Origin of the sequence: Arsenophonus nasoniae DSM 15247, from assembly GCF_000429565.1 — a bacterium.
GTDB lineage: Bacteria > Pseudomonadota > Gammaproteobacteria > Enterobacterales > Enterobacteriaceae > Arsenophonus > Arsenophonus nasoniae.
Window position 1 is genome coordinate 17,597 of record NZ_AUCC01000025.1, and the last position, 22,214, is coordinate 39,810.

The 22,214-nt window shown below is 37.3% G+C and carries 26 protein-coding genes, 1 tRNA gene and 2 pseudogenes; 10 read left to right on the forward strand and 19 right to left on the reverse strand.

Features of this window, described 5'->3' with window-relative positions; genetic code table 11:
- Window positions 1–36: 36 nt before the first annotated feature.
- The 19 genes and pseudogenes from G468_RS25300 to G468_RS20110 all read right to left on the reverse strand — a co-directional run bounded on the left by G468_RS25300 (window position 37) and on the right by G468_RS20110 (window position 17,360).
- Entirely contained in the window at window positions 37–93 is a 57-nt protein-coding gene (locus tag G468_RS25300) for a hypothetical protein (RefSeq protein ID WP_407062031.1), read from the reverse strand.
- Window positions 87–1,295 carry a hypothetical protein gene (locus tag G468_RS0107560; protein WP_026822615.1) on the reverse strand — a complete coding sequence of 403 codons (1,209 nt, stop codon included), beginning with the start codon at window positions 1,293–1,295 and terminating at the stop codon, window positions 87–89. The genes G468_RS25300 and G468_RS0107560 overlap by 7 nt, the downstream gene beginning before the upstream one ends.
- Before the next feature lie 42 nt (window positions 1,296–1,337).
- Window positions 1,338–2,162, reverse strand: a complete 825-nt coding sequence (locus G468_RS0107565) for a hypothetical protein (RefSeq protein WP_026822616.1) — start codon at window positions 2,160–2,162, stop codon at window positions 1,338–1,340.
- A 13-nt stretch (window positions 2,163–2,175) separates the two neighbouring features.
- A complete protein-coding gene (gene sctE, locus G468_RS0107570; RefSeq protein WP_026822617.1) occupies window positions 2,176–4,041 on the reverse strand; it encodes a type III secretion system translocon subunit SseC family protein in 1,866 nt (621 codons plus the stop codon).
- 26 nt (window positions 4,042–4,067) lie between these two features.
- Complete coding sequence (locus G468_RS0107575; RefSeq protein WP_026822618.1) at window positions 4,068–4,301, reverse strand: hypothetical protein; 234 nt, start codon at window positions 4,299–4,301, stop codon at window positions 4,068–4,070.
- Between the two features lie 7 nt (window positions 4,302–4,308).
- Window positions 4,309–4,824, reverse strand: coding sequence for a SycD/LcrH family type III secretion system chaperone (locus G468_RS20090; RefSeq protein WP_034249510.1), 516 nt, complete (start codon window positions 4,822–4,824; stop codon window positions 4,309–4,311).
- Window positions 4,825–4,906: 82 nt separating this feature from the next.
- Window positions 4,907–5,983 carry an EscU/YscU/HrcU family type III secretion system export apparatus switch protein gene (locus G468_RS0107585; RefSeq protein ID WP_026822619.1) on the reverse strand — a complete coding sequence of 359 codons (1,077 nt, stop codon included), beginning with the start codon at window positions 5,981–5,983 and terminating at the stop codon, window positions 4,907–4,909.
- Window positions 5,983–6,750: a type III secretion system export apparatus subunit SctT gene (sctT, locus tag G468_RS0107590; protein WP_034249513.1), complete on the reverse strand. Its 768-nt coding sequence runs from the start codon at window positions 6,748–6,750 to the stop codon at window positions 5,983–5,985. Before sctT ends, G468_RS0107585 begins: the two co-directional genes overlap by 1 nt.
- Window positions 6,751–6,755: 5 nt before the next feature.
- Window positions 6,756–7,016 (reverse strand): annotated as a pseudogene (gene sctS / locus G468_RS20095) (type III secretion system export apparatus subunit SctS).
- A 1-nt stretch (window position 7,017) separates the two neighbouring features.
- On the reverse strand, window positions 7,018–7,698 hold the full coding sequence (locus G468_RS0107600) for an EscR/YscR/HrcR family type III secretion system export apparatus protein (RefSeq protein ID WP_026822621.1): 681 nt from the start codon (window positions 7,696–7,698) through the stop codon (window positions 7,018–7,020).
- Window positions 7,699–7,703: 5 nt separating this feature from the next.
- Window positions 7,704–8,600, reverse strand: a complete 897-nt coding sequence (locus G468_RS0107605; protein ID WP_026822622.1) for a FliM/FliN family flagellar motor switch protein — start codon at window positions 8,598–8,600, stop codon at window positions 7,704–7,706.
- A complete protein-coding gene (locus G468_RS0107610; RefSeq protein ID WP_026822623.1) occupies window positions 8,597–9,613 on the reverse strand; it encodes a SpaN/EivJ family type III secretion system needle length determinant in 1,017 nt (338 codons plus the stop codon). Before G468_RS0107610 ends, G468_RS0107605 begins: the two co-directional genes overlap by 4 nt.
- Window positions 9,606–10,055 carry a hypothetical protein gene (locus G468_RS0107615; RefSeq protein ID WP_026822624.1) on the reverse strand — a complete coding sequence of 150 codons (450 nt, stop codon included), beginning with the start codon at window positions 10,053–10,055 and terminating at the stop codon, window positions 9,606–9,608. The genes G468_RS0107610 and G468_RS0107615 overlap by 8 nt, the downstream gene beginning before the upstream one ends.
- Window positions 10,039–11,337: a type III secretion system ATPase SctN gene (gene sctN, locus G468_RS0107620; RefSeq protein ID WP_026822625.1), complete on the reverse strand. Its 1,299-nt coding sequence runs from the start codon at window positions 11,335–11,337 to the stop codon at window positions 10,039–10,041. The genes G468_RS0107615 and sctN overlap by 17 nt, the downstream gene beginning before the upstream one ends.
- Before the next feature lie 6 nt (window positions 11,338–11,343).
- Window positions 11,344–11,760, reverse strand: a complete 417-nt coding sequence (locus tag G468_RS0107625) for an InvB/SpaK family type III secretion system chaperone (RefSeq protein WP_026822626.1) — start codon at window positions 11,758–11,760, stop codon at window positions 11,344–11,346.
- Between the two features lie 19 nt (window positions 11,761–11,779).
- Window positions 11,780–13,828 carry an EscV/YscV/HrcV family type III secretion system export apparatus protein gene (locus tag G468_RS0107630; RefSeq protein WP_026822627.1) on the reverse strand — a complete coding sequence of 683 codons (2,049 nt, stop codon included), beginning with the start codon at window positions 13,826–13,828 and terminating at the stop codon, window positions 11,780–11,782.
- A 22-nt stretch (window positions 13,829–13,850) separates the two neighbouring features.
- Window positions 13,851–14,894 carry a type III secretion system gatekeeper subunit SctW gene (gene sctW / locus G468_RS22385; RefSeq protein WP_051296991.1) on the reverse strand — a complete coding sequence of 348 codons (1,044 nt, stop codon included), beginning with the start codon at window positions 14,892–14,894 and terminating at the stop codon, window positions 13,851–13,853.
- A 38-nt stretch (window positions 14,895–14,932) separates the two neighbouring features.
- Complete coding sequence (gene sctC / locus G468_RS20105) at window positions 14,933–16,615, reverse strand: type III secretion system outer membrane ring subunit SctC (RefSeq protein ID WP_051296992.1); 1,683 nt, start codon at window positions 16,613–16,615, stop codon at window positions 14,933–14,935.
- A complete protein-coding gene (locus tag G468_RS20110) occupies window positions 16,605–17,360 on the reverse strand; it encodes a helix-turn-helix domain-containing protein (protein ID WP_051296993.1) in 756 nt (251 codons plus the stop codon). The genes sctC and G468_RS20110 overlap by 11 nt, the downstream gene beginning before the upstream one ends.
- 438 nt (window positions 17,361–17,798) lie before the next feature.
- On the opposite strand from G468_RS20110, the gene G468_RS0107650 reads away from it, so the two are divergent.
- The 10 genes and pseudogenes from G468_RS0107650 to G468_RS0107695 all read left to right on the forward strand — a co-directional run.
- Complete coding sequence (locus G468_RS0107650) at window positions 17,799–18,230, forward strand: hypothetical protein (protein ID WP_026822628.1); 432 nt, start codon at window positions 17,799–17,801, stop codon at window positions 18,228–18,230.
- An 83-nt stretch (window positions 18,231–18,313) separates the two neighbouring features.
- Window positions 18,314–18,664 carry a hypothetical protein gene (locus G468_RS0107655; protein ID WP_026822629.1) on the forward strand — a complete coding sequence of 117 codons (351 nt, stop codon included), beginning with the start codon at window positions 18,314–18,316 and terminating at the stop codon, window positions 18,662–18,664.
- 31 nt (window positions 18,665–18,695) lie between these two features.
- Entirely contained in the window at window positions 18,696–18,935 is a 240-nt protein-coding gene (locus G468_RS20115; protein WP_034249518.1) for an EscF/YscF/HrpA family type III secretion system needle major subunit, read from the forward strand.
- A gap of 9 nt (window positions 18,936–18,944) precedes the next feature.
- Window positions 18,945–19,211, forward strand: coding sequence for a type III secretion system inner rod subunit SctI (sctI, locus tag G468_RS0107665; protein ID WP_026822630.1), 267 nt, complete (start codon window positions 18,945–18,947; stop codon window positions 19,209–19,211).
- A gap of 2 nt (window positions 19,212–19,213) precedes the next feature.
- Window positions 19,214–19,948 carry a type III secretion system inner membrane ring lipoprotein SctJ gene (gene sctJ / locus G468_RS20120; protein WP_051296994.1) on the forward strand — a complete coding sequence of 245 codons (735 nt, stop codon included), beginning with the start codon at window positions 19,214–19,216 and terminating at the stop codon, window positions 19,946–19,948.
- Window positions 19,948–20,526, forward strand: coding sequence for a hypothetical protein (locus G468_RS0107675; protein ID WP_026822631.1), 579 nt, complete (start codon window positions 19,948–19,950; stop codon window positions 20,524–20,526). Before sctJ ends, G468_RS0107675 begins: the two co-directional genes overlap by 1 nt.
- Window positions 20,507–21,208 (forward strand): hypothetical protein, encoded by a 702-nt coding sequence (locus G468_RS0107680; protein ID WP_026822632.1) that lies wholly within the window; start codon window positions 20,507–20,509, stop codon window positions 21,206–21,208. Before G468_RS0107675 ends, G468_RS0107680 begins: the two co-directional genes overlap by 20 nt.
- A 98-nt stretch (window positions 21,209–21,306) precedes the next feature.
- Window positions 21,307–21,391 (forward strand) — tRNA-Leu (locus tag G468_RS0107685).
- A 198-nt stretch (window positions 21,392–21,589) separates the two neighbouring features.
- Window positions 21,590–21,874, forward strand: a pseudogene (locus G468_RS0107690) (Arm DNA-binding domain-containing protein); the annotation flags it as partial.
- 68 nt (window positions 21,875–21,942) lie between these two features.
- Window positions 21,943–22,214, forward strand: a 272-nt coding sequence (locus G468_RS0107695; protein ID WP_034249520.1) for an IS3 family transposase, incomplete at its 3' end; no start/stop codon positions are given.

Here is a 22,214-nt window from a genome sequence, read left to right on the forward strand (position 1 = left end):
CTACTCTTTATTATTCAAATGAGGATGAACCTGGGATTAACGTAAAAAGCTTTTGGCGCTATCTTGCATAGCATTGATGGTACTACTTAAAATTTTAACGAAGTTATCATAGTTAGTATTGTGGCCGTATTGTAACGTTGTGACAACTCATCTAGCATGGCTTGATAATCTTTTTTAGTCGTATCAATCGCGGTATTGATTAGATTGAAACGCGCCTGGGAAATCTCAAGATTATCTGTGGTTGGTTGTTGCAAATTTTCCACTACTTGAATAACACGCGCTAATGGTTTGGGATCAATTTTTATTTTAATTATAATACCTTGCGTTAAACTTTCTGCATTGATTTGAGATAAATCGGGCGCTTCCATTAAAGTGCCGGTAACTTTTTGTTCAAAAGATTGGCGATAGCTTTGCATCAGTGCCAAAGCTTGCGCTTCGGTATAACGCACACCGCTATTATCGCCAACTTTTTGATAATCACCTTCCGCTAGTTTGATAAATTTAATTTCTTGTTGATAAATGATCCCCGTCGGTTCTTGCGATAATTTAGTGTGTAATTGTTGTAAATCCTCCAGCATTTTCTGTTGCTTAAGAGTAATAAAGTTATCTTTTGAGCTTTCACTGACGTAATTACTGACATCAGAAAGTGAGCCGCTAATCTCCTGAAATTTTTCCATACTATTTTTAAATATATCGCGGTAACAGTGCAGATAACTCTTATTGGCATCGCTAATAGTCTGTTTAATATCATTAAACATTACCATTAATGAATTATAATTATTTTCTGTTAATGTTTGCTGCTGTTGTGTAAGTTGTTCTGCTGTAGGTAATAACGCATTACGTGACTGATAATAGCTTTTGCTAATAGGAGGGGGATTTTTATCATATAATAGTCGAGCTAGGTTAGTTTGGCCGCGATCTGTTAGTGCCTTACCTTGTTCTACTAATGCTTCACCTTGTTTTATTAGTGCCTGATCTTTAGTTATTCTTCCATATATTATATTTTGCGTTCCCTTTTCTGTCTCTTTATTGCCATTTTTTATATCGTTGAGTGCACTTTGTGTGGCAAAAAGATACGCTTTTTGTTTGTTTTGTAATGCATCATTTTGGTTATTATCGCTAAGATCATATTCGATTGTCTCAGACAGTAAAATAGTTAATTCTGTTGGTAAGATAGGTGTAATATTATTATTTAATGAAATATTAGCATCGATAACTGGATGACTAGAGTCATTATGTTTTATCTCAGTAGAACATGCAGCAGAGTGTGGTGTTGAATTTGTTGAAATTACCATAAAAATTTCGTCTAGTTATTGTTCATTGAATACGTGCTAACGTTAAGCTCTAATATTACCTGAGATGGTGGATACGGTTTGTTGGCTATATTCGATCATCTTATTGAGAATTTGTATCATTTTATTCTTTACCTCTTCATTGATATTTTCTTCCCGTTGATGGGTTTCGCCGGTGGTATTATTAATTTGTTGCTCAGTTTCTAAAATACGCTGGTTACCTTGTTCTTTAATTTGTCCAGCAGCTAAGGGCTGCTGAGTCATTTGGCTGATTGGGTTTGATAAGTTACTGACGGCATTTCCGGCTATCAGTGAGCTATTTTGTGGACTGCCAATTATGTTGTTGGTGGTTTGTGACAGTCCTTTAAGACTGATCCCTGCGCCGGCAACTGTCATTCCCAGACTTAAAGAGCTACCGGCGATAGCACTTGTCAATAATGAGCCGGCTTCTGTGTATTTACTGTCTTTGACTTTTTCGCTGGATTGTAATGTGGTAATTTTAAGTTTATCGCCACTTTCACGGCTTTTAGCATTAAGTTCTCTTAATGTTGTTGATATTTTATTAAGTAGCGCTAGTAATTGCACATCACTAGTACCTAATAAATTCATCACTATAGGCGGTGATTTTTCTAAACGATCGATTAACGCCTCGGAATCTTTTTCCACTGTTGGTGGTGTGAGTAGCGGTAAATTAGTTTGATTGATTTGTTCTTTGGTCGTTTGTTCAATCTGCTGTTGTGCTGTTTTGCTAGCCAAGATCTGAGATGCTATTTTGTCAGATGTTGAGTTAGGTTCTGTAATGTTTTTGACATCCAATTGAGTTATTGGCGAAACAGAATGTTTAGTGATTGAAGGAGTAATAGTTGTCATGATTAAGTCCTTTTTATGCCATGGTGTTTAAGTTATGAGTAATATATTTACCGGTATGTAGGCTTTGGCTGCCCATTTCGCCAATTTTGCGCATTAACTCAGCCACAGTTTCCATTTCCTGGGCAAAGTTATCCATCACTTGGTTAAGCAGTTTATCCAGTTGAGCCATTATTTGGTTAATGACCGTTAAATCGCCTAACCGTTTGATAACATCAGCTTCTAAATTTGCAGCATGGAGATTTAAACCGGCACTAGTATTAGCATTAACCACAGAAAGACCGATTAAGCTTTTTTGTACCATTGAGGCATTGATATATGGAGCCAATTTATTTTTCATGCTACTGATTAATGTATTATTGATCGTTTTGTCCAGTAAGTTATTGAATGCTTGTTTGATAGCAATAGCAATCATTTTGCTGGTATCGTTGCCGACGATGCGTGCTAAGTTACTCAATAGATTATTGATCATCTTGTCCAATAATTGATTTAGAGCACGTTTAAGCTTGTCCGCGATAATTTTACCAATCATTTTACCCGCCACACTGGCTAATTTTGCTGTGCCAATGGCGGCAGCAACCATTGTCACTGCAACAATAATCGTGGCGACAATGTCGGTTATCTCTTTGGCCTGTTTTTTCAATTCGACGATTTCACTTTCTGATGCTCCATTTAACTTAGCTTCACTAACCGCGATTTGGCATAGAAAGTCAGAGATCGATTCTGCCATTTTCATCATCGCTTCACCGACTGGCGCTAATGCTTTATTCATAAAAGAGCCACCACCGGCTGCCTGACAAATGGTATCCGCGGCCAATAAGGCGATCCCGACTGCGGCTAAAGCCAGACTGGCACCACCAGTAAAAGCAGCGGCCACTACACCAACCGCTGCAATTAACCAGGAAAAAATTTGGCTACCAATCGCCATCCATTTACGCGCTTCTTCTGCTTTACGGATTTTTTCATCGATATCCTGTGCGCGTTTTTCTGCCTGGATTTCAGTCATGCGTTGCATTTCTTGCAAAATTTCTCGTTGGCTACTCATGCTCTCCAGTGTGAGTGAACCAAGCAATTCACGCATTTTGGCCATCAGATAAGTAAGTTTAGCGCTGCCTTGCAGATGCTGCGATTCCAGTTCGATTAATGTTTTAAAGGTGGCTAGCTTTAAACTGAAAATACTTTTTTCTGCTTGATTAAGTTGATTATTAATATCGTTATTATATTTAAGGCTGGTTAGTCGTTTACGCTGAGCTTCTGTATCACGCACTAGACTTTTATAAGCACCTTGGGCGTAAGAGATTGAGCTTAATGTTCGCTTGTAATCATTCATCGAATGACGCACAGCGTTATACCATTCTGTATGGATAATACCATTATCACGCCATTCCTTATCGGTTTGACTGGTGCTATCACTAAAGATAGGTTTTAGGCGATTATGTTCAATGCCTTGGCAAAATTGTTTAATGGCAAGTTTTTTTTGGTTAAGTTCATCAACAGATAATTTGGCATTAGTTAAATCTAACTTCAGCCATGGAAACTCTTCCTCTAAGAGTTTGCTCATCTGTTGCCGATCAGTGAGGCGATTTTTTCCTGCAATAGCTTGCCTAAGCCTGCCACTGAGACCCTGATTTGCAAATAGATTGGCCAGTGCATTGGCACCGTCTTCGGTTTGTTCATGTAGCCCGTTGGCGACACGTAACCAACTGTCAATAAAATCATCTCGATGCTGGTTGAGCTTTTTTTCAACTTCCAGATAGATTTGTTCAACTTTTTTGGCTTGTTGAATCTGATGATTCAACTGGGCTTGAATTTTCCATTGGGTAAGATTTTCGCGTAGATTTTTAATCTCATTTTTACCGATCAATTGTTGATATTGTTTCATTAATAACAGTAATTGGGCATTATTATCTACGCTAGATAAAGAATTATCTGTGGGTGGAGTAAGGATCGGTATATTTGTATCAGATTGATTTTGACTGGCCGTTTTTTTTGTTCGTTTTCAATTACACTATTGACTAGTTGGATGATATTTTTTTGTAGCGCGGTTAATTGGTTGACCAGATTATTATCCGCGCTTATGTCTTGCTTTACAGCAGTAAAAGGGTGTGCTTTGTTAGCTGTTAATCGGTTAATTTCTACCATCTTTAGGTCATCCTTGATTATCGTCATTTGATGGAGAGGTTGTTAAGAGTTCAAGATAGGCTTGCGCTCTATTCTTTAATTCTTGCTCGCTGCTATGTTGATAGACTTTCTGAAAGCAGTATTTAGCTTTCTCTTTTTCACCGATAATAAGATTACATTGTCCACCGTAGAACATCGGGCGGTAGTCATTATCCCCATGTATATAAGCCAGCGCGTAGAGATCAAGCGCTGTTTCATACTGTTTTTGTAGCTGTTTAACCGCTCCTAATCCCATAATGTAATCGCTATTATTAAAATCATATAAGCAGAGAAAACGAAAAAAGGTTTCAGCTTCTTCCAATTTACCTTGTTGATAAAAATCATATGCAAAGCGGTAAACACCATCCATCAGTTCAGCGGGTATGCCTTCTAAATCCTTTAAGCTGGTACCTTGCTGCAGGGCTTCTGTCACCAGTTCAGTATACTCATCTAATTGAGCATCGGTGTTATTATCATTTCGGTTGGTCGTATTTTGCTGTTCCATAGCATCTTCTCGCTTTATTTATAACAGAGTAAAGGAATTTAAGCGGTTTAACTTGCAAAAATCCGCCAAGTTAACAAAAGTATTAAAGTTTTTGCTCACTGTTTTCTGTCTCTATTGGTGAATTTTCCAGTATGGCGGCCATTTCAACCTGCTTTAACCAAATAAAAATATCAATCACATCAAGTAAATCTTGTTTTACTACGGTTTCGTATAATCGGTAGCGGTGATAAATTTGGCGTGCCAATTTGATGTTACGCACAATTGGGATACCTATCTGTTTGGCATAGGCTTGTACCGCTAGTGCATATTGGTTCGCCATGCGAACCGCTACTAGTGGTAATATGCTGTTATCAGGATCAAAATAGATACCAATGGCAATATGAGTCGGATTGGCTAATATCATTGATGATTGTGCTATTGCTTGTTTAGTTTCTGCGTTGAGTAGTTCTTGATGAGCACCGCGACGAGCCGATTTTATTTCTGGATTACCTTCGTTTTCTTTGTATTCCCGTTTTACCTCGTGCTTTTCCATTTTCATCTCGCTGTGATGGAGAAAATATTCACACAGGGCGTCTAGAAACAAAATAGGGAGTGAAAATAGCAGAAAAAATAAGACAAATTTCAGCGTTAAAATACGCCAATCATAAATAATATGCCAAATCGTTTTTCGTTGAGTGAATAATAGTGTCGATTGGTATGATTGAATAAAAAAATAGCAGCTACTGATAAAAATAGCTAAAAATAGTAATGCCTTGAACAGGTTTTTGAGAGCTCGTTTATCCACGAGACGTTTTATTCCTTGCACGATATCCAGTTTTTTAAAATCTAACTTGATAGCCTCGGTTGCCAGGATAAATTTTGACTGAATCAGTGATGGAATAATGGCCGCTAATGCACTGATAAATATCACTGGTAGGACAATCGATAAAAATAAAGAAATTAATGCATTGATAAAACTTTGTGGGTTAATATTGTGAGGATTTAATAAAATATGTTGATAAAAATAAATAAATTGATCTAATTCGAGATAGAACCCTAATACACAGGTGCCAGCAAAGTAGGCAAAACCGGAGACTAAATCTTTGCTTTTAAAGGATTGACCTTTTTTAGCTGAATCACGTAATTTTTTGGCTGTTGGTTTTTCTGTTTTTTCTGCCATCAGTTACCCACTATAATTATTGCTGAAATTGAAGGCGGGAGCACTGAAATAAATGCTTGAGGTAGCGTCGTATTGAACAGAATAAATAGTAGGCCAAAAGCAACGATACTTTTAAGTGTCAATGATAAAGAGAATGCATTTAATTGCGGGCAAAATAGTGAATAAACGCCCAAGCCGATTTCTAGCATGAACAGTGCGATTAATAACGGTGCTGATAGGGTTATTGCTAACATAATGAAACGAGTTAACCATTTCCCTAAGGCGAATAAATCAACATAATTAATTGGGCAACCGATAGGCAGTTGTTGATAACTTTCAATTATTGTCGCGACAAATTCGATCATGCCGCCTTGATTGAGAAACCACCCAACACAGAACATATTGATTAATGACGCGAGTGAAGAAGATTCAGATCCAGTGGTTGGATCAAGCATATCACCAATACTGGCTCCCCTTTGGTTATCAATAAATTCACCTATCGCTGAGGCTAGCCAAAAAGGTGTAGCCATCAAGATGCCCATAGTTAAACCAATAAAGAGTTCAACAGCGGATAACGCAATGAATTGGCTGGTTGATTGCCATGTTGGCATGACTATCAATGGTGATAAACAAAGGGTAAGTAATAAAATGATAATTCCTTTTAAGGATAAATTGGTTAGTATGCGATCACTTAAAAAAGGCAACATAAAGAATAGTGGTGCCAGACGGGCAAAAATTAGTAAATAATTGAGTAATGAATTTTGTAGCGCTAAATAAAGTTTCATCATTGCGGTCAGATCCCAGCGCTGAAACCAAGATTAAACATTTCAGTTGCATAAGCGATAACTTTTTCCGTCAACCAACCCGCTTACATTAATAAGCAGATAAAAACGGCCACCAGTTTTAAACCGAAAGGTAATGTTTGCTCCTGGATCTGGGTAACAGTTTGTAATAACCCAATAATCAAGCCAATAGCGGTAGCGACCAGCACAGGTAATAATGACAGGATCAGGATCAAATAAAGCCCTTTACTCATTGCATAACTCATATCCATATTATTTGACTGCCATTAAGTCTAAGTATTGCGAAATTAGCCCTTTTGATAATAAAGACCAACCATCCATGGCAACAAATAACACCAGTTTAATGGGTACCGATAAGGTAATTGGGCTCATCATCATCATGCCTAAAGCGAGTAGAATACTTGATACAACTAAGTCAATGACCACAAAAGGTAAGTAAAGATAAAAGCCGATAATAAATGCGCTTTTGATTTCACTCAGGGCATAGGCGGCTAGTAGAGGAATAAGAGAGCCATTTTCCATTGAGTTATCAATTTGATTTTCTGGTTGGGGAACACGTTCTTGCGCGGCGACAAAAAAATTAACGAGTTCTGGATCGGCGTATTTATGTAGATATTGGCGATAGTCCTGTAAACTCTCATCTAAAAATTGATCAAGTAGTATGGGATCAGTAAAACCATGCGGATTTTCCGTTTGATAATTAACACTATAGAGATAAAAATTTTTGGCTAATGGCGCCATGATAAACAGTGACAAAATTAAAGCAATCGCATTTAACACCATATTGGATGGCACTTGCTGTACACCTATGGCATTCCTGACCATGACAAATACAATGGAAAACTTTAAATAACAGGTTCCTGCTGCAATCAAAAAGGGAAGCAACGTGGCAATTGACAGCAGAATGATGATAGAAACAGGATTATCTGTCATGGTAGTTAGCCTTCTTGCTCGGTTGACAATAGTGTGTGTAATTCAACAGCAAGTTGTTCACCGACCTGAATCAATTCGCCTTTGGCAAAAATTTGACCGTTAATTTCCAAAGCGATTGCACAATGAGCATCACTATTAAGTCTAAGTTGTGTGCCTGTTTGCCAGGATTTTATCGTATTTAAACTAAAGGTCTGCCGTTGTAAGATAAAATTTACTTTCAACGCTAGCTGGTTTAAATCAAAAATAGCAGTAGAGGATTCAGGGCTAGCATTATGATCATCCTGATCAGAAGTAACGGGTTGTTCTAACATAATATTTCCTTGAGGTTGCCAGGTGTAGTGAAATAGCGGTAACGTTTCGACGCTAAGATAGGTTAGGGATTGTTGCAGTAATAAAATATCGCCCGTTTGTAAAGTGCGAAAAAGTTGCTGTTTTAGTCGACTATAACCAATAGAAAATCTAACCTGTAAGGGTAAGTTGGCATAGCCGTTCTCCTTTAACGGTGCAGTACCATTGGTATCAACAATCAATATCTGGCCTAATGAGCTCGTTATTCTAATGGCATCAATCGGTTGTTGCAGGCAGTCAAACTGGGTGACTTGAATTTGAAATTCACCTAATTGCGGAATTGAGATAGTGGTAAGTTGTTCTTGTAACAATTCAATTAGATAGCTGGCCGGAATAGAAAGCCAGGGCAGTGGCGCTAACATCGTTAAGTATTGGCTGAGTGCGATCTCAATCGGTAAATAAACGGTTAACTGTAATTTCGGTTGTTGTAACAGTAAGACGAAGCAGTAGCTATCAGTAATAATCTCTTCACCGGGATAATGCGCTGAAAGTGCGATAAATGCGGGTTTTTTATCTGCATACCTGCTGGTTCTAAGTGATAATTTGCCCTTCATGATGATTCATCACCTGATTCATCACTGTTATTGAGTGTGATATTGAGCGTGTCAAATAAGGATACTGCCGATGGAGATGCTCTTTCGTTTAAATGGCGTTGAAGTATCGACATAACATGGCTATTTGATGCCATAAGTTGAAGATGGTGATTAGTAATCCGATAAATATCAACGTGATGAGTACCTTGCCATTGAGTGAATGTGTAACGTAATTCAGCTTCAGGCAATGAATGGTTAAATGGCATAGCGGTTGTTGCTGTTTTGGCCGGAAGCTCTGCCGTTGTGTTATTTTGATAGCTGGCTGCCGTTGGCAGGGTTGGCCAGCTAGCAAAAGGAGATGAACTGTCGCTATTAGCTAAGTTGTTACTATTATCGGTAACTGATTGGCAATTTTCTTGCCCTGCAAGTTCTATGTTATTTAACTCATTTATAATCGTTGGCGATAAGTCGTCTTCTTTTACCGTTTGATGACTAGTACTTTTCAAATGAGTATCACCCGCGGTTAAAAATGATTTAGCAACGGTCTCTTCCTCGATTAGTACAAGTCTATTGTTATCATGATGTTTGGCGGCGGTGGTCAGTTTAATTTTTACACTAATTGGTTGGTTTTCCTCGGTATCGCTAATTAGAGTCTGTTTTTCTATCGCTCGCTGATTAATCGGATAGCTTTTTTGATCGGTATCGACGGTTATCGAATGAGGCTGGCAGCTTGAGCGAAAGAAATTTGTTGTTTCAATGTTGCTGAAAGGTAGGTTAATAGGAATCACTAACTCAGTGGCAGGCAACTCTTGTTGTTCTTGTTGTTGATCATAAACCGTTATTTCAGTTGGTAGCGCGCTAACAAGAATGGATTGTAATAAGGTTAATCTTTCATCAATTGCTTTTGATAAATAGGTATTATTTATCTGTTCATTATGGCAATCCGATGAAGAAAAGCGAGTGCATGGATTATCTGGTAAATAAGATGAACTACTAATAATCTGTTGGGGTTGATGAGTATCAATATTAACCATAAATTGCTAATTCCTGTAATTGTATCTCTTCTCGCGAAGCGATTTTTAAGCGATGGCATTTTTTTGCCTGCTGATAGCAATGCTTTAATTTTTTCTCTTTTTTTATCAAGTTGAATTGTTGCTGTTGAAGCAAATTTTTTTGTTGATCCAGTTGGGTTATATTCTGTTCTATTAATGCTATTTCTGCCTGTACTTGATTCGTTTGTGCTTTCACTATCGCTTGCTTCCTTTTACTGTCAAACAAGCCGTTATAGGCTAATTGCCCGACAGGCTCTAATGTTTTGGCTTGTTCGATTAGTTGTGTAAATAAAAAACAAGCTTGTTGATGTCGATGCTGTTCATTAGTTATTTCTCTATTAATTTTGGCGATGGCTGACGCTAATCGAGTTTGTTTTTGTTGTAGTAATTTGATTGGAGTTTCAAATTTACGCCACGATGTCATAAAGCTCCTTAACCGATTGAGAAAACGAACAAGATTGATGCCATGATTGTTGCAAAAACTGTTCGATGGCACTTTTCTTCTTGATAACTTGGTCATGATCATCATTTTCTCCAGTACGATACTCCCCCAATTCTTGTAAGAGTTTTAATGATGCTAACTGGGTAAGACAATGCTGAAAGTTTCGTGCAGCTGTTTGCTGTTGTTGCTCAGTAATTTGTTGAAACAGACGACTGGTACTGCGCAAAATGTCGATAGCCGGGTAATGACCTTGTGCTGCTAACTGTTGCGAAAGGTAAATATGGCCATCGAGAATAGAACGTATTTCATCGCCAATCGCATCGGGTTCTTCTTCATTTTCCAATAAAATGGTATAAAAAGCGGTTAATGCGCTTTTTTGGGTATTACCAGGCCGCTCGAGTAATGTGGGGAGTTGTTCAAAAACCGAAGCGGGGAAACCTTTGCGAACAGGCAGCTCACCCGAAGCTAAGGCAACATCACGTAAAGCACGGCAATAGCGGGTAATTGAATCGATAAACAGAATGACATGTTTATTTTGATCACGAAAATATTCTGCTACGGTGGTAGCCACTAAAGCGGCATTACAGCGATCAACAGCAGGTTGATCTGAGGTTGAACTAATAAGAATTGTTTGACTACCACGAGGTGAGCGTTTTAATTCATCAACAAATTCAGTAACTTCTCGGCCTCTTTCACCAATCAACGCGATAACGAAGATATCAGCTTGCGCATAATTAATTAGCATATTCATTAATATGGTTTTGCCACAACCCGCGGCAGCAAAGATGCCTAATCGTTGTCCTACACCGCAGGTTAATAGCCCATCAATCGCGCGAATACCGGTGGCAAAATAGTTAGTGATAGGTTTTCTGCTTAAGAAATCTGGCGCGTTGGTATTAACTGAGCGTCGACAGCGAGTAGCATTCGATGCTATTGGTGGCGCAAAGCGTAAGATGGGGTGACCTGCAACATCTAACATGGTTCCTAATAACGTTTCATTTAATTGAATGGAGAGTGTATGGCCTGTTGGCTCAATGGCTGTCGTTAAAGAAAGTCCAAGGGAAGAACCCATTAAGCTAAGTAATGCTTGTTGGTGGTGAAAACCGATCACTTGCGTTTGCCCGATCGTTTGCGGACTGCCAGGATAGGGTTTTAATAAGCAAATTTCGCCGATAAAAACTTTTCTTAATGGCGCCTCAATAATGTTTCCCTGAATGCGTACCGGGTAGGCAGCGGGGTAAAAGGGCATAAAGTTGATGTTCATTGCCAGTTAACCAATCAATAATTTGTTGATATTGAGCATATATTGAAAAAAATTGTCGATGGCTTCGGCAAATTGCGTCGGATCTTCTAGCGCTGTGGTTGAGAAGTTTGCTCGTAATTCAAGTATATTTTCATCATTGAGAAAATAAGCGGGTTGTCCTGGATAAAAAAAAGGCAAATGGTTACTAATAATGCATGCTAATAAGGGTTCACTGAGTTGTCGAATAACATTGAACTCTACATATCCCAGGTTAGCCCATATGATAGGTAAGTCATTTACCATAGCGATATGAATATCAGGTAACTCTTCTAATTCAAGCGTGATAGTAGAATGATTATTGAGTTGATGCCCTTGAGGAAATAAATCCGGTTTTCCCATTGTTTTGATTGCATCGGTGACAAGTGAAGCAAGATCCATTTGCATAATTCTGTCCTTGAGTTGATTAAATTGTTTTTATGATATTGACCTCAGTTCCTTCGGTGATCTCGGCAAAAGAGAGCACATTGAGACCAGGATAATGGGTTGCTAAAATTTTTGTTATAAAACGACGTACATCGACTGAGCAGAGTAAAACTATCTTAGGGGTAGTATAATTCTCTTTAATTGCGACTAATAACCTATCTTGTACCAGATCCAATTGAGCAGGTTCGAGATTTAAAAAAGAGCCAGCCGAAGTTTGTCGTATTCCTTGACGAATAATTTCTTCCAGTTCTGCTGAAACGATTAGCACATGCAATTTTTGTTGAAAGATAAAACTAGCTGTAATGTAACGTGCTAAAAGTGTTCGAACTTGTTCAACTAACATAATCGGATCTTTTTCTTTAGGCCCCCATTGCACTAGCCCACCTAAAATTATCTTAATATTACGAATCGATATCTGTTCTTGTAGTAGTCGTTGTAATACTTCGGTAATACGTTGGATCGATACATGGCGATAACACTCTTTCAATAATTCAGGATATTTCCTTTCTAATTGATCTAATAAATCTTTCGTTTCTTGAATACCAAAAAATTCGCTGATATTACGAGTTATCACCTGACTGAAGTAACAGTAAAACTCGCTGATATCACTGGCAAACAGATAGCCTAGCGGTTCTAATTTATTTTTCTCTTCTTGCTGTACCCAGTAGTAGATTTCGCCTTGTTTCTGAGTTGTTTGGTTTTTAAGTCCCAACTGACCAAACTCATTGGTTTTATTAAGCACGCGATAACTTTGAAAAATAATATGAAACTCTGCGCTTTTAACTTCATTGACTAAAATAATGACTTTATAGGGCTCTAATTCGGCAGAATAATTAATAATAAAGTCAGGTAATAACAAGCCATATTGGATTAAGATTTGATTTTTTAACCACTGGGTTAATTGATTATTTTCAATATAATCTTTATGTTGCTCAGAGATTGAAATAATCAATGGCACCGCTTCATGATAAGAAATATCCCCATTAGATTGAGACTGAACATTATTTTCTCTATTATTAATACTACTATGTTGACTAATAATTTTTTTCTGATTTTTAGTTATTTTTTTATTAGCTAAGGTTTTTCTTAAATAGGAGGCGCTGATTAATATTGATAGCAATATAAATATCAGTGTTGGAAAACTAGGTAAAAAACCCATAATAAACGTTAAAACCGCGGTAATAATTAAAGAAAAATCATGGGAAAACAGCTCCTTGATAATATTTTGACCCAAATTTTTCTGCGTTCCTCCCACTCTAGTGACAATAAAACCGGCACTGATTGAGATCAGTAAAGCCGGGATCTGGGCGACTAATCCGTCACCGATGGTTAGCATGGTATAAGTTGTCAATGCTTCACTAAAACTAAAGCCCATCTGTACCATACCAACAGAAATACCGCCTAAAAAGTTGACAAAAATAATCACAATGCCAGCAATAGCATCTCCCTTAATAAATTTCATGGCACCATCAAAGGCGCCGTATAATTGACTTTCTTGTTCAAGCTCAATGCGGCGGTGCTTGACACCCTCATTGTCAATAATGCCAGATTTTAAATCAGCGTCGATGCTCATCTGTTTACCCGGCATGGCATCAAGCGAAAAACGGGCAGCAACTTCGGCTACTCGTTCAGAGCCTTTGGTGATTACAATAAATTGCACTACGGTTACGATAGCAAAAATCACCAATCCCACGACTAAGTTGTCACCAATCACAAATTGACCAAAGGAAGTAATAATGTCGCCAGCATCGGCATCGAGCAAAATCAGACGGCTAGTGCTAATAGATAGTGCCAGTCGAAATAAGGTAGTAATCAACAACAGAGCGGGGAAACTAGTGAAATGAATGATCTTGGTAATGTAGAAAGAACTCATTAATACTAATAGTGAAATGACAATATTTAAGCCGATCAGCAGATCAACAATATAAGTCGGCAGTGGTAATATTAGCATGGCAATCACTAAGATCATGATACCAAGTACGATAAGTTCAGGCTTGTTTCTAATTTGCAACAAAACTGATTGCAACATATTGCGTTCCCTGCTGTGAAAATTAAAGATGACTTAAGCTTTTTTCTTTTTGATAAAGTAAATCAAGTAATGCAAGTAATTGTGATAGCGTTCTTTCTCTGATGTCAGGGCTTAAATAGATTTCTATGGTTATCGATTTAAATGCAGCCATGAGTTGTTGCAGTAATAAAATATGTTGATTGATAACAATGGTTAGTTGTTTATTAGCAATAATATCTCGGATGATAACCATCATTGCTTCCGGATCACTTAATCCCTTAATAAAAATAGCTAACCAGCTAATTTGAGCATCTGGCTGGATTAAAAAAGGTAGATTAGAGCAGTAAGCGAAAAAGATTTTGTCAGCAGAAGAGAGTTGTTTGATCCGGCCTAAAGTGGATAGATAGACAGCAAATTCGGGCATAAAAGCGCAACTAGGCGACAATGCTTGCATATCACAGAGTAACGACTGCAAAACAAAATCAATAATTAAAAAACGTTTATCATAGCCGTATTGATTAACCCACTCCTCATAAAACCATAGCGGTTCAATATCTTGGCTAATGAAATCGCGGTATAACTGGCGAAGTTGCATCGCACTTAATGCGGTTTGATAGCTAAATTGTTTAGCTTTTAACGCAATATTGATACCTGCTCGGGTTGCTTTTGCTCGTTGATGAGTACCTTGACAAAGTGCCTGAATCTCGGCTTCAATCTCGATGGCCAATGAGGCAGAAAAGTAGCGCCGGCGTAACAGCTCTTTTAGCACTGAGACAAAGTCACTATCATCAGGAAAAAACTGGCGCAGTAAGGCTAAAATATCAGCTAATTTATTATTTTGATTGTTTAATAATTTGATCGCTGCAGCCAGTTTTCTATCTGCATTATCTTCCAAAATACGGCTATTTATTTCGCTACTATCCTGTTGCTTCTTTTGTAGATCTTGGCGGCGATTAAATTGACTCATGGCCATTGACATATCATCCATAATATCTAATAGCTGGTGGTGGTGATTGACGACCATTGCCGTAGGTTTGGTTGTTTCAATGTCAGATGAGTGTTGCGTCTTTGGTTGCTGGCGTAACAAAACTGATGAGCTAATTTTATTGATGTCTACTATTTTTATTACCTATTCTCATCATTGATATAAGTATAAAGCGGGTCAATAGCCGCCTGGGTTTGAGCATCAACCGGCTTAAATGGATTTTTTCCTAGTGAGTCATTCAACAGATTTTTTCCCTTAACCAATCTGGGCTGCAGCATAAAAATACGCACCATTTTTTTATTGGTTGTACTGCTAAAGCGAAATAATCCACCTATCCATGGGATATCGCCAAGTAATGGGATCTTACTCTCACTGGAATCAATATCTTCTCTAGTGTAACCACCAATCAGCAAACTATCGCCTTGGGCAACACGAGCCACTGTACTGATATTGGTGCGATTAATGACAGGCAACGCATCAATTTTTTCTGTTTCACCGCTGTTGGTTTTTTTTTCAGCGCCATCTTCCAAATTGATAACCATCTCAATTTCATCGCCGGTAGGTGAAAGGCGAGGGACGACACTTATCATGGTGCCAAATGTGGCAGACTCTAACGTGGCAATACGCTCGCCACGTACTTGAGCGTAGAAGGTAGTGCTATTATCAAAGATCGCAGGTGTATTTTCTTGCGTTAGGATTATAGGACGGGAAACCATATGGGCACTTCCTTCCATACTCATTGCCCGTATTTTGGCTAAAAAATGTATCCCGGCTGCTGCACTAATATCGCTGGTATTAAGTAAAAAGTTACCATCTTTAGAGTGATAACTGCTTTGCCAATCAATACCTAGCCGATCGGCTTCGTGTTTAGCAATATCGATGATCCACAATGACAGCTCAACTTGCCGTTTCGGTTGATCAAGACGCTGGATCATTTCATTGATCAATTGAATACCTTGAATACTGCCCTTGGCTAATAGACTATTAGAACCGGGTAAAGGTATTAATTCGATCGATTCTTTGCCAACACGAGTAACAAAGGAGGGTTCTGGTTCATATTGTTCGTCAATGTTTGCGGTTTTTTTGTCCGTTTGACTTGCTGTTTGCGTGTTGGATTGAAAAAGTTGTTGTAGAACGCTACTGATGCCAGGTAAGACTAATTTTTCTCCCCGGATAGCGTAGCTTCTATCGTTGACAAAGGTATTTTTTAAAGCAAAGATGTGAACATAATCATTATCAAAGCGCTTTTCTTCAATAATATCCTGTTTTAATTGTTGTGCTTCTTGATCCAGATATTCTGCCGCAGCTTGAACCAATTTCATATAAATTGGCGGCCCAGAGACATAAAAGGTTTTATTATTGCTACCTCCGCGTAAGGGATAACGTGGATCGTAAAGCCTAATGGCATGTAAATACTCTTTTACGCGCTTAAAATCGATCTTTTTCAGATTAAGCATCTGTTGTTTCATTTCACTTCCATCGTAAATATAAATGACATTACCATCATTAAAATAGATAAATGCCATGCGACGTACGAAGGTATCAAAAGCGGTTTTAGGTGATGAAACATCAAATCGACCTGAAATTCGCTTCTTTTTGACTGCTGAACTGAGAATAAAAGGTTTATTCAATTTATCGGATAATACGTCAAAAAATTGTTCAACCCGACTATCAACCGCAATAAATAGATCATTATCCTGTTCAATGTGCTCTTTGAGTAAAACATCGTCTTTTAAATTTGAAAATGTCGTTGCTTGATTAGGAAAAACAATCAATAAAAAACAACATGAAACGATGGCCTGCAATAACGGGCTAATCTTCATAGAATGACTTCCTTATCAATCTAAATGACTTAGGTGTGGCACCAAAAATAACTTTTATCTCTTTTGATAGATGTGAAGCGGAACTAAAACCGTAATCCAGAGCTATATTGGTTAGGGGTTTATTTTTTAGAATTATTGATAAGATTGCTGAAGTCGCTCGCCATGAACGTAACTGTTTTTTACCACAGAGACCTAAATATTGATGACAAAGGCGCCTAAAATGGGTCTCTGAAACGCCATACTTCAGGCGAATTTCCGTTATATTATTAACATTTTGTTTCATTTGATTAAGTAGGTGACGGGTTATCCAATAGCATTCATGATTTCTCATCGCTTCAATTAACGGCTGCAATTGAGTCTTATAAGGGGTTAGCAGTGAATTGATGAGTAAAGTTTGAATATCCTTTCCTGCGCAAGCATCGAGAATATACATGTGATTTTTAGTAATTACTGATTGATTAGAATAATTGGGAAGATTGTGATTAGCTAAAGCATAATCGATGTAAGCAACCAATTTTATACAAGAAAAAATATCTGCTTTTTCTATTGTCCAGTGATTATGGATAGGTTTTATTGTTGAAACCTGTTCCAGGGATAAAAATATTTGTTTATCCGTTAAATGATAATATTGATTCTGTTTGTCTTTTACAATCCCAAATGAATTATTAGGAATATATAAAAATAAAAAATATTTAATGTTTATATTATTAATATCTATTTTATTTTTAGGTATAAAATAGTTCATATATTCCTTCCCTGATAAATCTAATTTATAATATAAGTAAGTTTTATAATATGATGTTTAACTTGTTAGCTTTAAATTTTTTGTTAAAATGATACACTACTCTTCATAAGAAAAAAAATATAAATATATAAATAAAAAAATCAAATTTAGTCTTTGATGTATTTTTTTTATTTATAATTTTTCAAGATAAATAATGATAAAGGTATATTAAATATTTTAATAATTTCAATATAGATAAATTACATGAATATAAATGATAACTATGTGATTCGTTTTTTTACTGGGAAACTCAGTGGTATGCTCTTTTCGTTAATACCCGGCCACTATCAAATTATTGTTGGCAATGAATAAAGTATTCGACAATGGTCAGAACAACATAATAATAAAAACGATAACGATTTTATACAACTTTATGTACCCACTAATCAGCAAAATAAGTTGATTATTATTGATGTTAATTTGCCTAATCTAGATAACCAACGGGATAGTTTTTGCTATAGTATAAATGAACAAAATATGCCGGCTAAGTCATTTGAAGCTAAATTCAATTACCCAACTTTCTGGCAAAAAATACCACTATTTGCGATAAAAAAAGTTGATGAAAAATGGTGTGATGAGTGTGAGGATTTGTCGTGTTTAATTGAGAAATCCCATAAATCAAATAAAAATTACTTGATAAAAATAGCAACCACTTTTTTATTGCTTGTCTTATTTTTATTCTGTTATTATGTATTCTCTTATGAGGTCAATATTAATAAAAAATCTTTATTTTCTAGAGGAGTAATTAATCACTCACAATCATTTAATTGTGATCAATTTTTGAATAAAATAAATAATATAAAAAAATTGTTGATGAAATTAATAATTTAATCCCTAATACGGAACATTTTTATTTCCATATAGTAAATTATAATAGTGTTTCATTTATTTATCAGAATAAAAAAACTAAAGAAATGATTAAACAATTATTGAATAAATATCAGCCATGTCAATTTAATGTGAATGCTATTTTATTATCTGATTTAATTAATTATGTGGATAATGAAATTTCAAATAGAGTAAAAAGTTATAAATTATGGTTATCTGAGAAAGGATTAGTTATTCAATTGGGTGAAGTGCTTACGGAAGACGCAATTTATCAATTGAAATCGCAATTAAAACCTTATCAAACTCAACTGGGAAAAAATTTTTTCCAATTTCTATTACCTGAAGAGCAGGAAACTCAAGTAGAAAAAACGCAACTTAAAAGTACCAAGGGATATATTTTTGTTCAGCCGGAACACCGATACTTTCCCGCTGGATAATTATTAACATTATTGGAAAGGAGATCCTTTTATGTCAATCAAGAATAGTACCATTGGAGAGATACTTATCAAGACTGGAACGAAATCTAGTGAATATCAAACAGATATTAACAATGCGGTTGAAAGATTGAAGAAAGATCCATCCAATTCAGCAGATTTGGCCGAATTTCAGGCAGCGATGGCAGGATACAGTATTTTACTGAACTACATATCAACGACCATTAAGACACACAAAGAGAATGCACAGACTATATTGGGTAATATGCGTTAAGGATAAATGATGAATATCAATAGCATAAGTAATATTTCTGCCATGACTGAATCTGTTGACGGAGAATCGATGACGTTACAACAAGTCATCAGTAAGGCATATCGTCAACACCATCAGGTTGAACAGCAAGTTGCTGATACATTACAAATAGACGATCTCTCTTCACTGCTTGCTATACAGCAAACTACACATGATTATCAGCTGGAAATGTCATTGTTGAGTACCTTAGCACGTAAGGCATTAACAACCGTTGAAACGGTTATAAAGGCGCAATAACCGTGACAACACTCTTTCGCCATATGCGCTTTTTTATCACGCTATCTCTTCTCATTTTGCTTTTATCTGGTTGTCATGATGAAGCATTACTGAATTCGTTGACCATTACACAGGCAAATGAAGTACTGGCAGTTTTGCAAAAACATCACATAACGGTCAGCAAAAGTGCACAGGGAAAAGGGCTCTATAAAATTAATGTGGCGAAAGAGGATTTGCCTGCTGCGGTACAGTTATTACAAGAATATCAATTACCTTCGCCAGAACGGCTTGAGATTTCCCAATTATTCCCTGCTGATGCCTTAGTTAACTCACCACAAATTGAAAAAGCCAGGTTAATTTCAGGTATTGAACAGCGGCTTGAACAATCTTTGATGGCACTGGACAAAATAGCTGATGCGCGTGTCCATCTTAGTTACCCTATTGCAGCTAATAACCGTAGTCAGGCACCGATGAAAGCCTCAGTTATCGTATTTTATCATGATGAAAACCAAGATATTGATGAATTAAAATTGGGAATAAAAGCATTTATTAAAAATGCGATCAGTGAATTGGAGCCGCAATATATTACGGTGTTCTTAATTCATAAAATATCACCAACAATTCCTTCTTATACTGAAAAAAATGTCTCTGGCGGATCATATTATTTATATGTTCTATTACTCTTTATCATAATAATAGTGGGTGGTTTGATCTATTGGGGCATTAAACGTAGGTCAGCAACCTCAGCTCAACAATAATGAAACAACAAACTTTTAATTTGATAAAAACAATAATGTATCAACCAGCCAGTTCTATTCATCACTCATTTGGTTACCCACCCTATGATAAGTTAACGATGGCGGAAAAACGGATCTATGATCAACAGGTAATGGTGCGCTTTCAATTGCCAACCGCGCTCGATTTTGAACTTGATGATAACTTACATGCACAGTTATATATTAATTATTGGTCGAGGCTACCCATCGCTGCTTTGTATTTAGGTGGTTTATATCAATCGCCACAGCTGATGATCGCCAATCAACTCACACAATTGCCAGAACAATTTAGTCAATTTTTATCCTGGGCCAGATTGCTGTTACCGCCACAAAAAAAACAAATTGTCCCGTTAATCGCCACTTCTTATTCACAAGATGAACTAACTAAGTGTGGTATGTGGGCAATAATACCATTAATTGAAAAATGCTCCTTGGCATTAACTGCCCGCTTTAGTCTACTGTTTAATAAAAATTATCCACAGTGCCAAGCCAATACTGTTTTACCAGTTAATTATTCATTATTAAAAGCAACGCTTAATTATGTTACCTACACGACCTGAAAAATTATTGACTCAAGCGATTGATAATGTCTTGATCCGCGCTAAGTTCAAACAGAGCCATGATTATCATGAGCGACTGATCAACCAGGCCAAAAAACAGGCGAAGAAAATAATTATTGCCGCGCAGACAGAAAAAGAAAAAATATTTAACCAGGCCAAAATTCACGGTTATTGCCAAGGTATCAACCAGACATCTACTGCGTTAGCCTTATTTATTCAGGCATACCAAGACCTAAATCACACCCTCTATAACGATATAATTAAACAGATAGAGCAAACATTAATTCAATTTCTATTAACCGAACCGGTGATTGAACAACTGCTGCTTAATCTAATGGCTAAAATTGACCTACAACAGCAAAGCAAAATTTATCTACCGGAAAAACTGGCAACCGCATTCTCTGAACGCTGGTCAGACAAATTTAGCAACCTAAAACTCACTAGCCACAAAGAAAACGGCATAGTGCTAGAAATGGGTAATGAAATTCTCTACTTCTCGCCGGAAAAAAGTGTTACCGAAATGATGAAAAACATCATCGCCGATCAACAGATCGCCGCCAGCAACCAGCAGCAAATAGATTGCATCACTGAATTGCAAGAAAACTTAGCCAAAACGCTACAACAACAGTTTGAAGACTATCTGACAGCCAGCGAGCAAAGCTTGCCCAAAACAGATAGATGATGGCTTTTTAAGCACTTAACGCCATCGGCGAACAATAACAGTTGCGCCTGACGAGATGACAAGTATAATAGCGCCGTTTTCCACAATTCTCCCTCCATGCCGAAGTGGCGAAATTGGTAGACGCAGTTGATTCAAAATCAACCGCCTTCGGGTGTGCCGGTTCGAGTCCGGCCTTCGGCACCATCGGAACATCAATAGAGGTCAACGGACGTCTTTTTTTGTGCCTGAAATCCAGTATCCGCAAGGCTTTCCTCGCTTTTTCACTCAACCTAAGTCAACCTGATTCAATCTACATCAACTTACTGATGTGGGTACAACTGCGGGTATATCCCGGTTCGATAATGTTTGTACCCATACAGAACCCTTGAAAGGATACTCATCATGGCTCTGAGTGATGTGAAGGTTCGTAAGGCAAAGCCTGAAGCAAAAGCTTATAAGCTGACGGATGGTGACGGCATGGTTTTGCTTGTTCACCCGAACGGTTCGAAATATTGGCGGCTGCGTTATCGCTTCGGCGGCAAAGAAAAGATGCTTGCTTTAGGGAAATACCCTGAAGTGTCGTTGGCGGATGCCCGGGCACGTCGTGATGACGCCCGTAAGCTGTTAGCTAACGGCGTCGATCCCAGTGAGAATAAGAAAGCCGTCAAAGTAGAGCAGGAACAAGAGGTGTAGTGGTCTAATAAAACTGTAGAGATTTATAGCTTATAATTAAGCAAAATCTTATAGGTATAAATATGACCCGAAAAGTAAAAGTAACCTTTAGCGGAAAGCAAAAACTGGAATATGCAAAACTCATGGTTGAAGGTGGATATAGCAATATCCAAGTTGAAAAAATATCCGGTGCGGGTAAATCTGCCGTATCACGATGGAAGCAACAATATCTTGCCGAGTTAAATGGGAATACGCCTGTAAAATCAAAAGCGTTAACACCCGAGCAACAGCGCATACAAGAATTAGAAGTTCAACTTAAGCGTGCTCAGAGGGATAATGACATATTAAAAAAAGC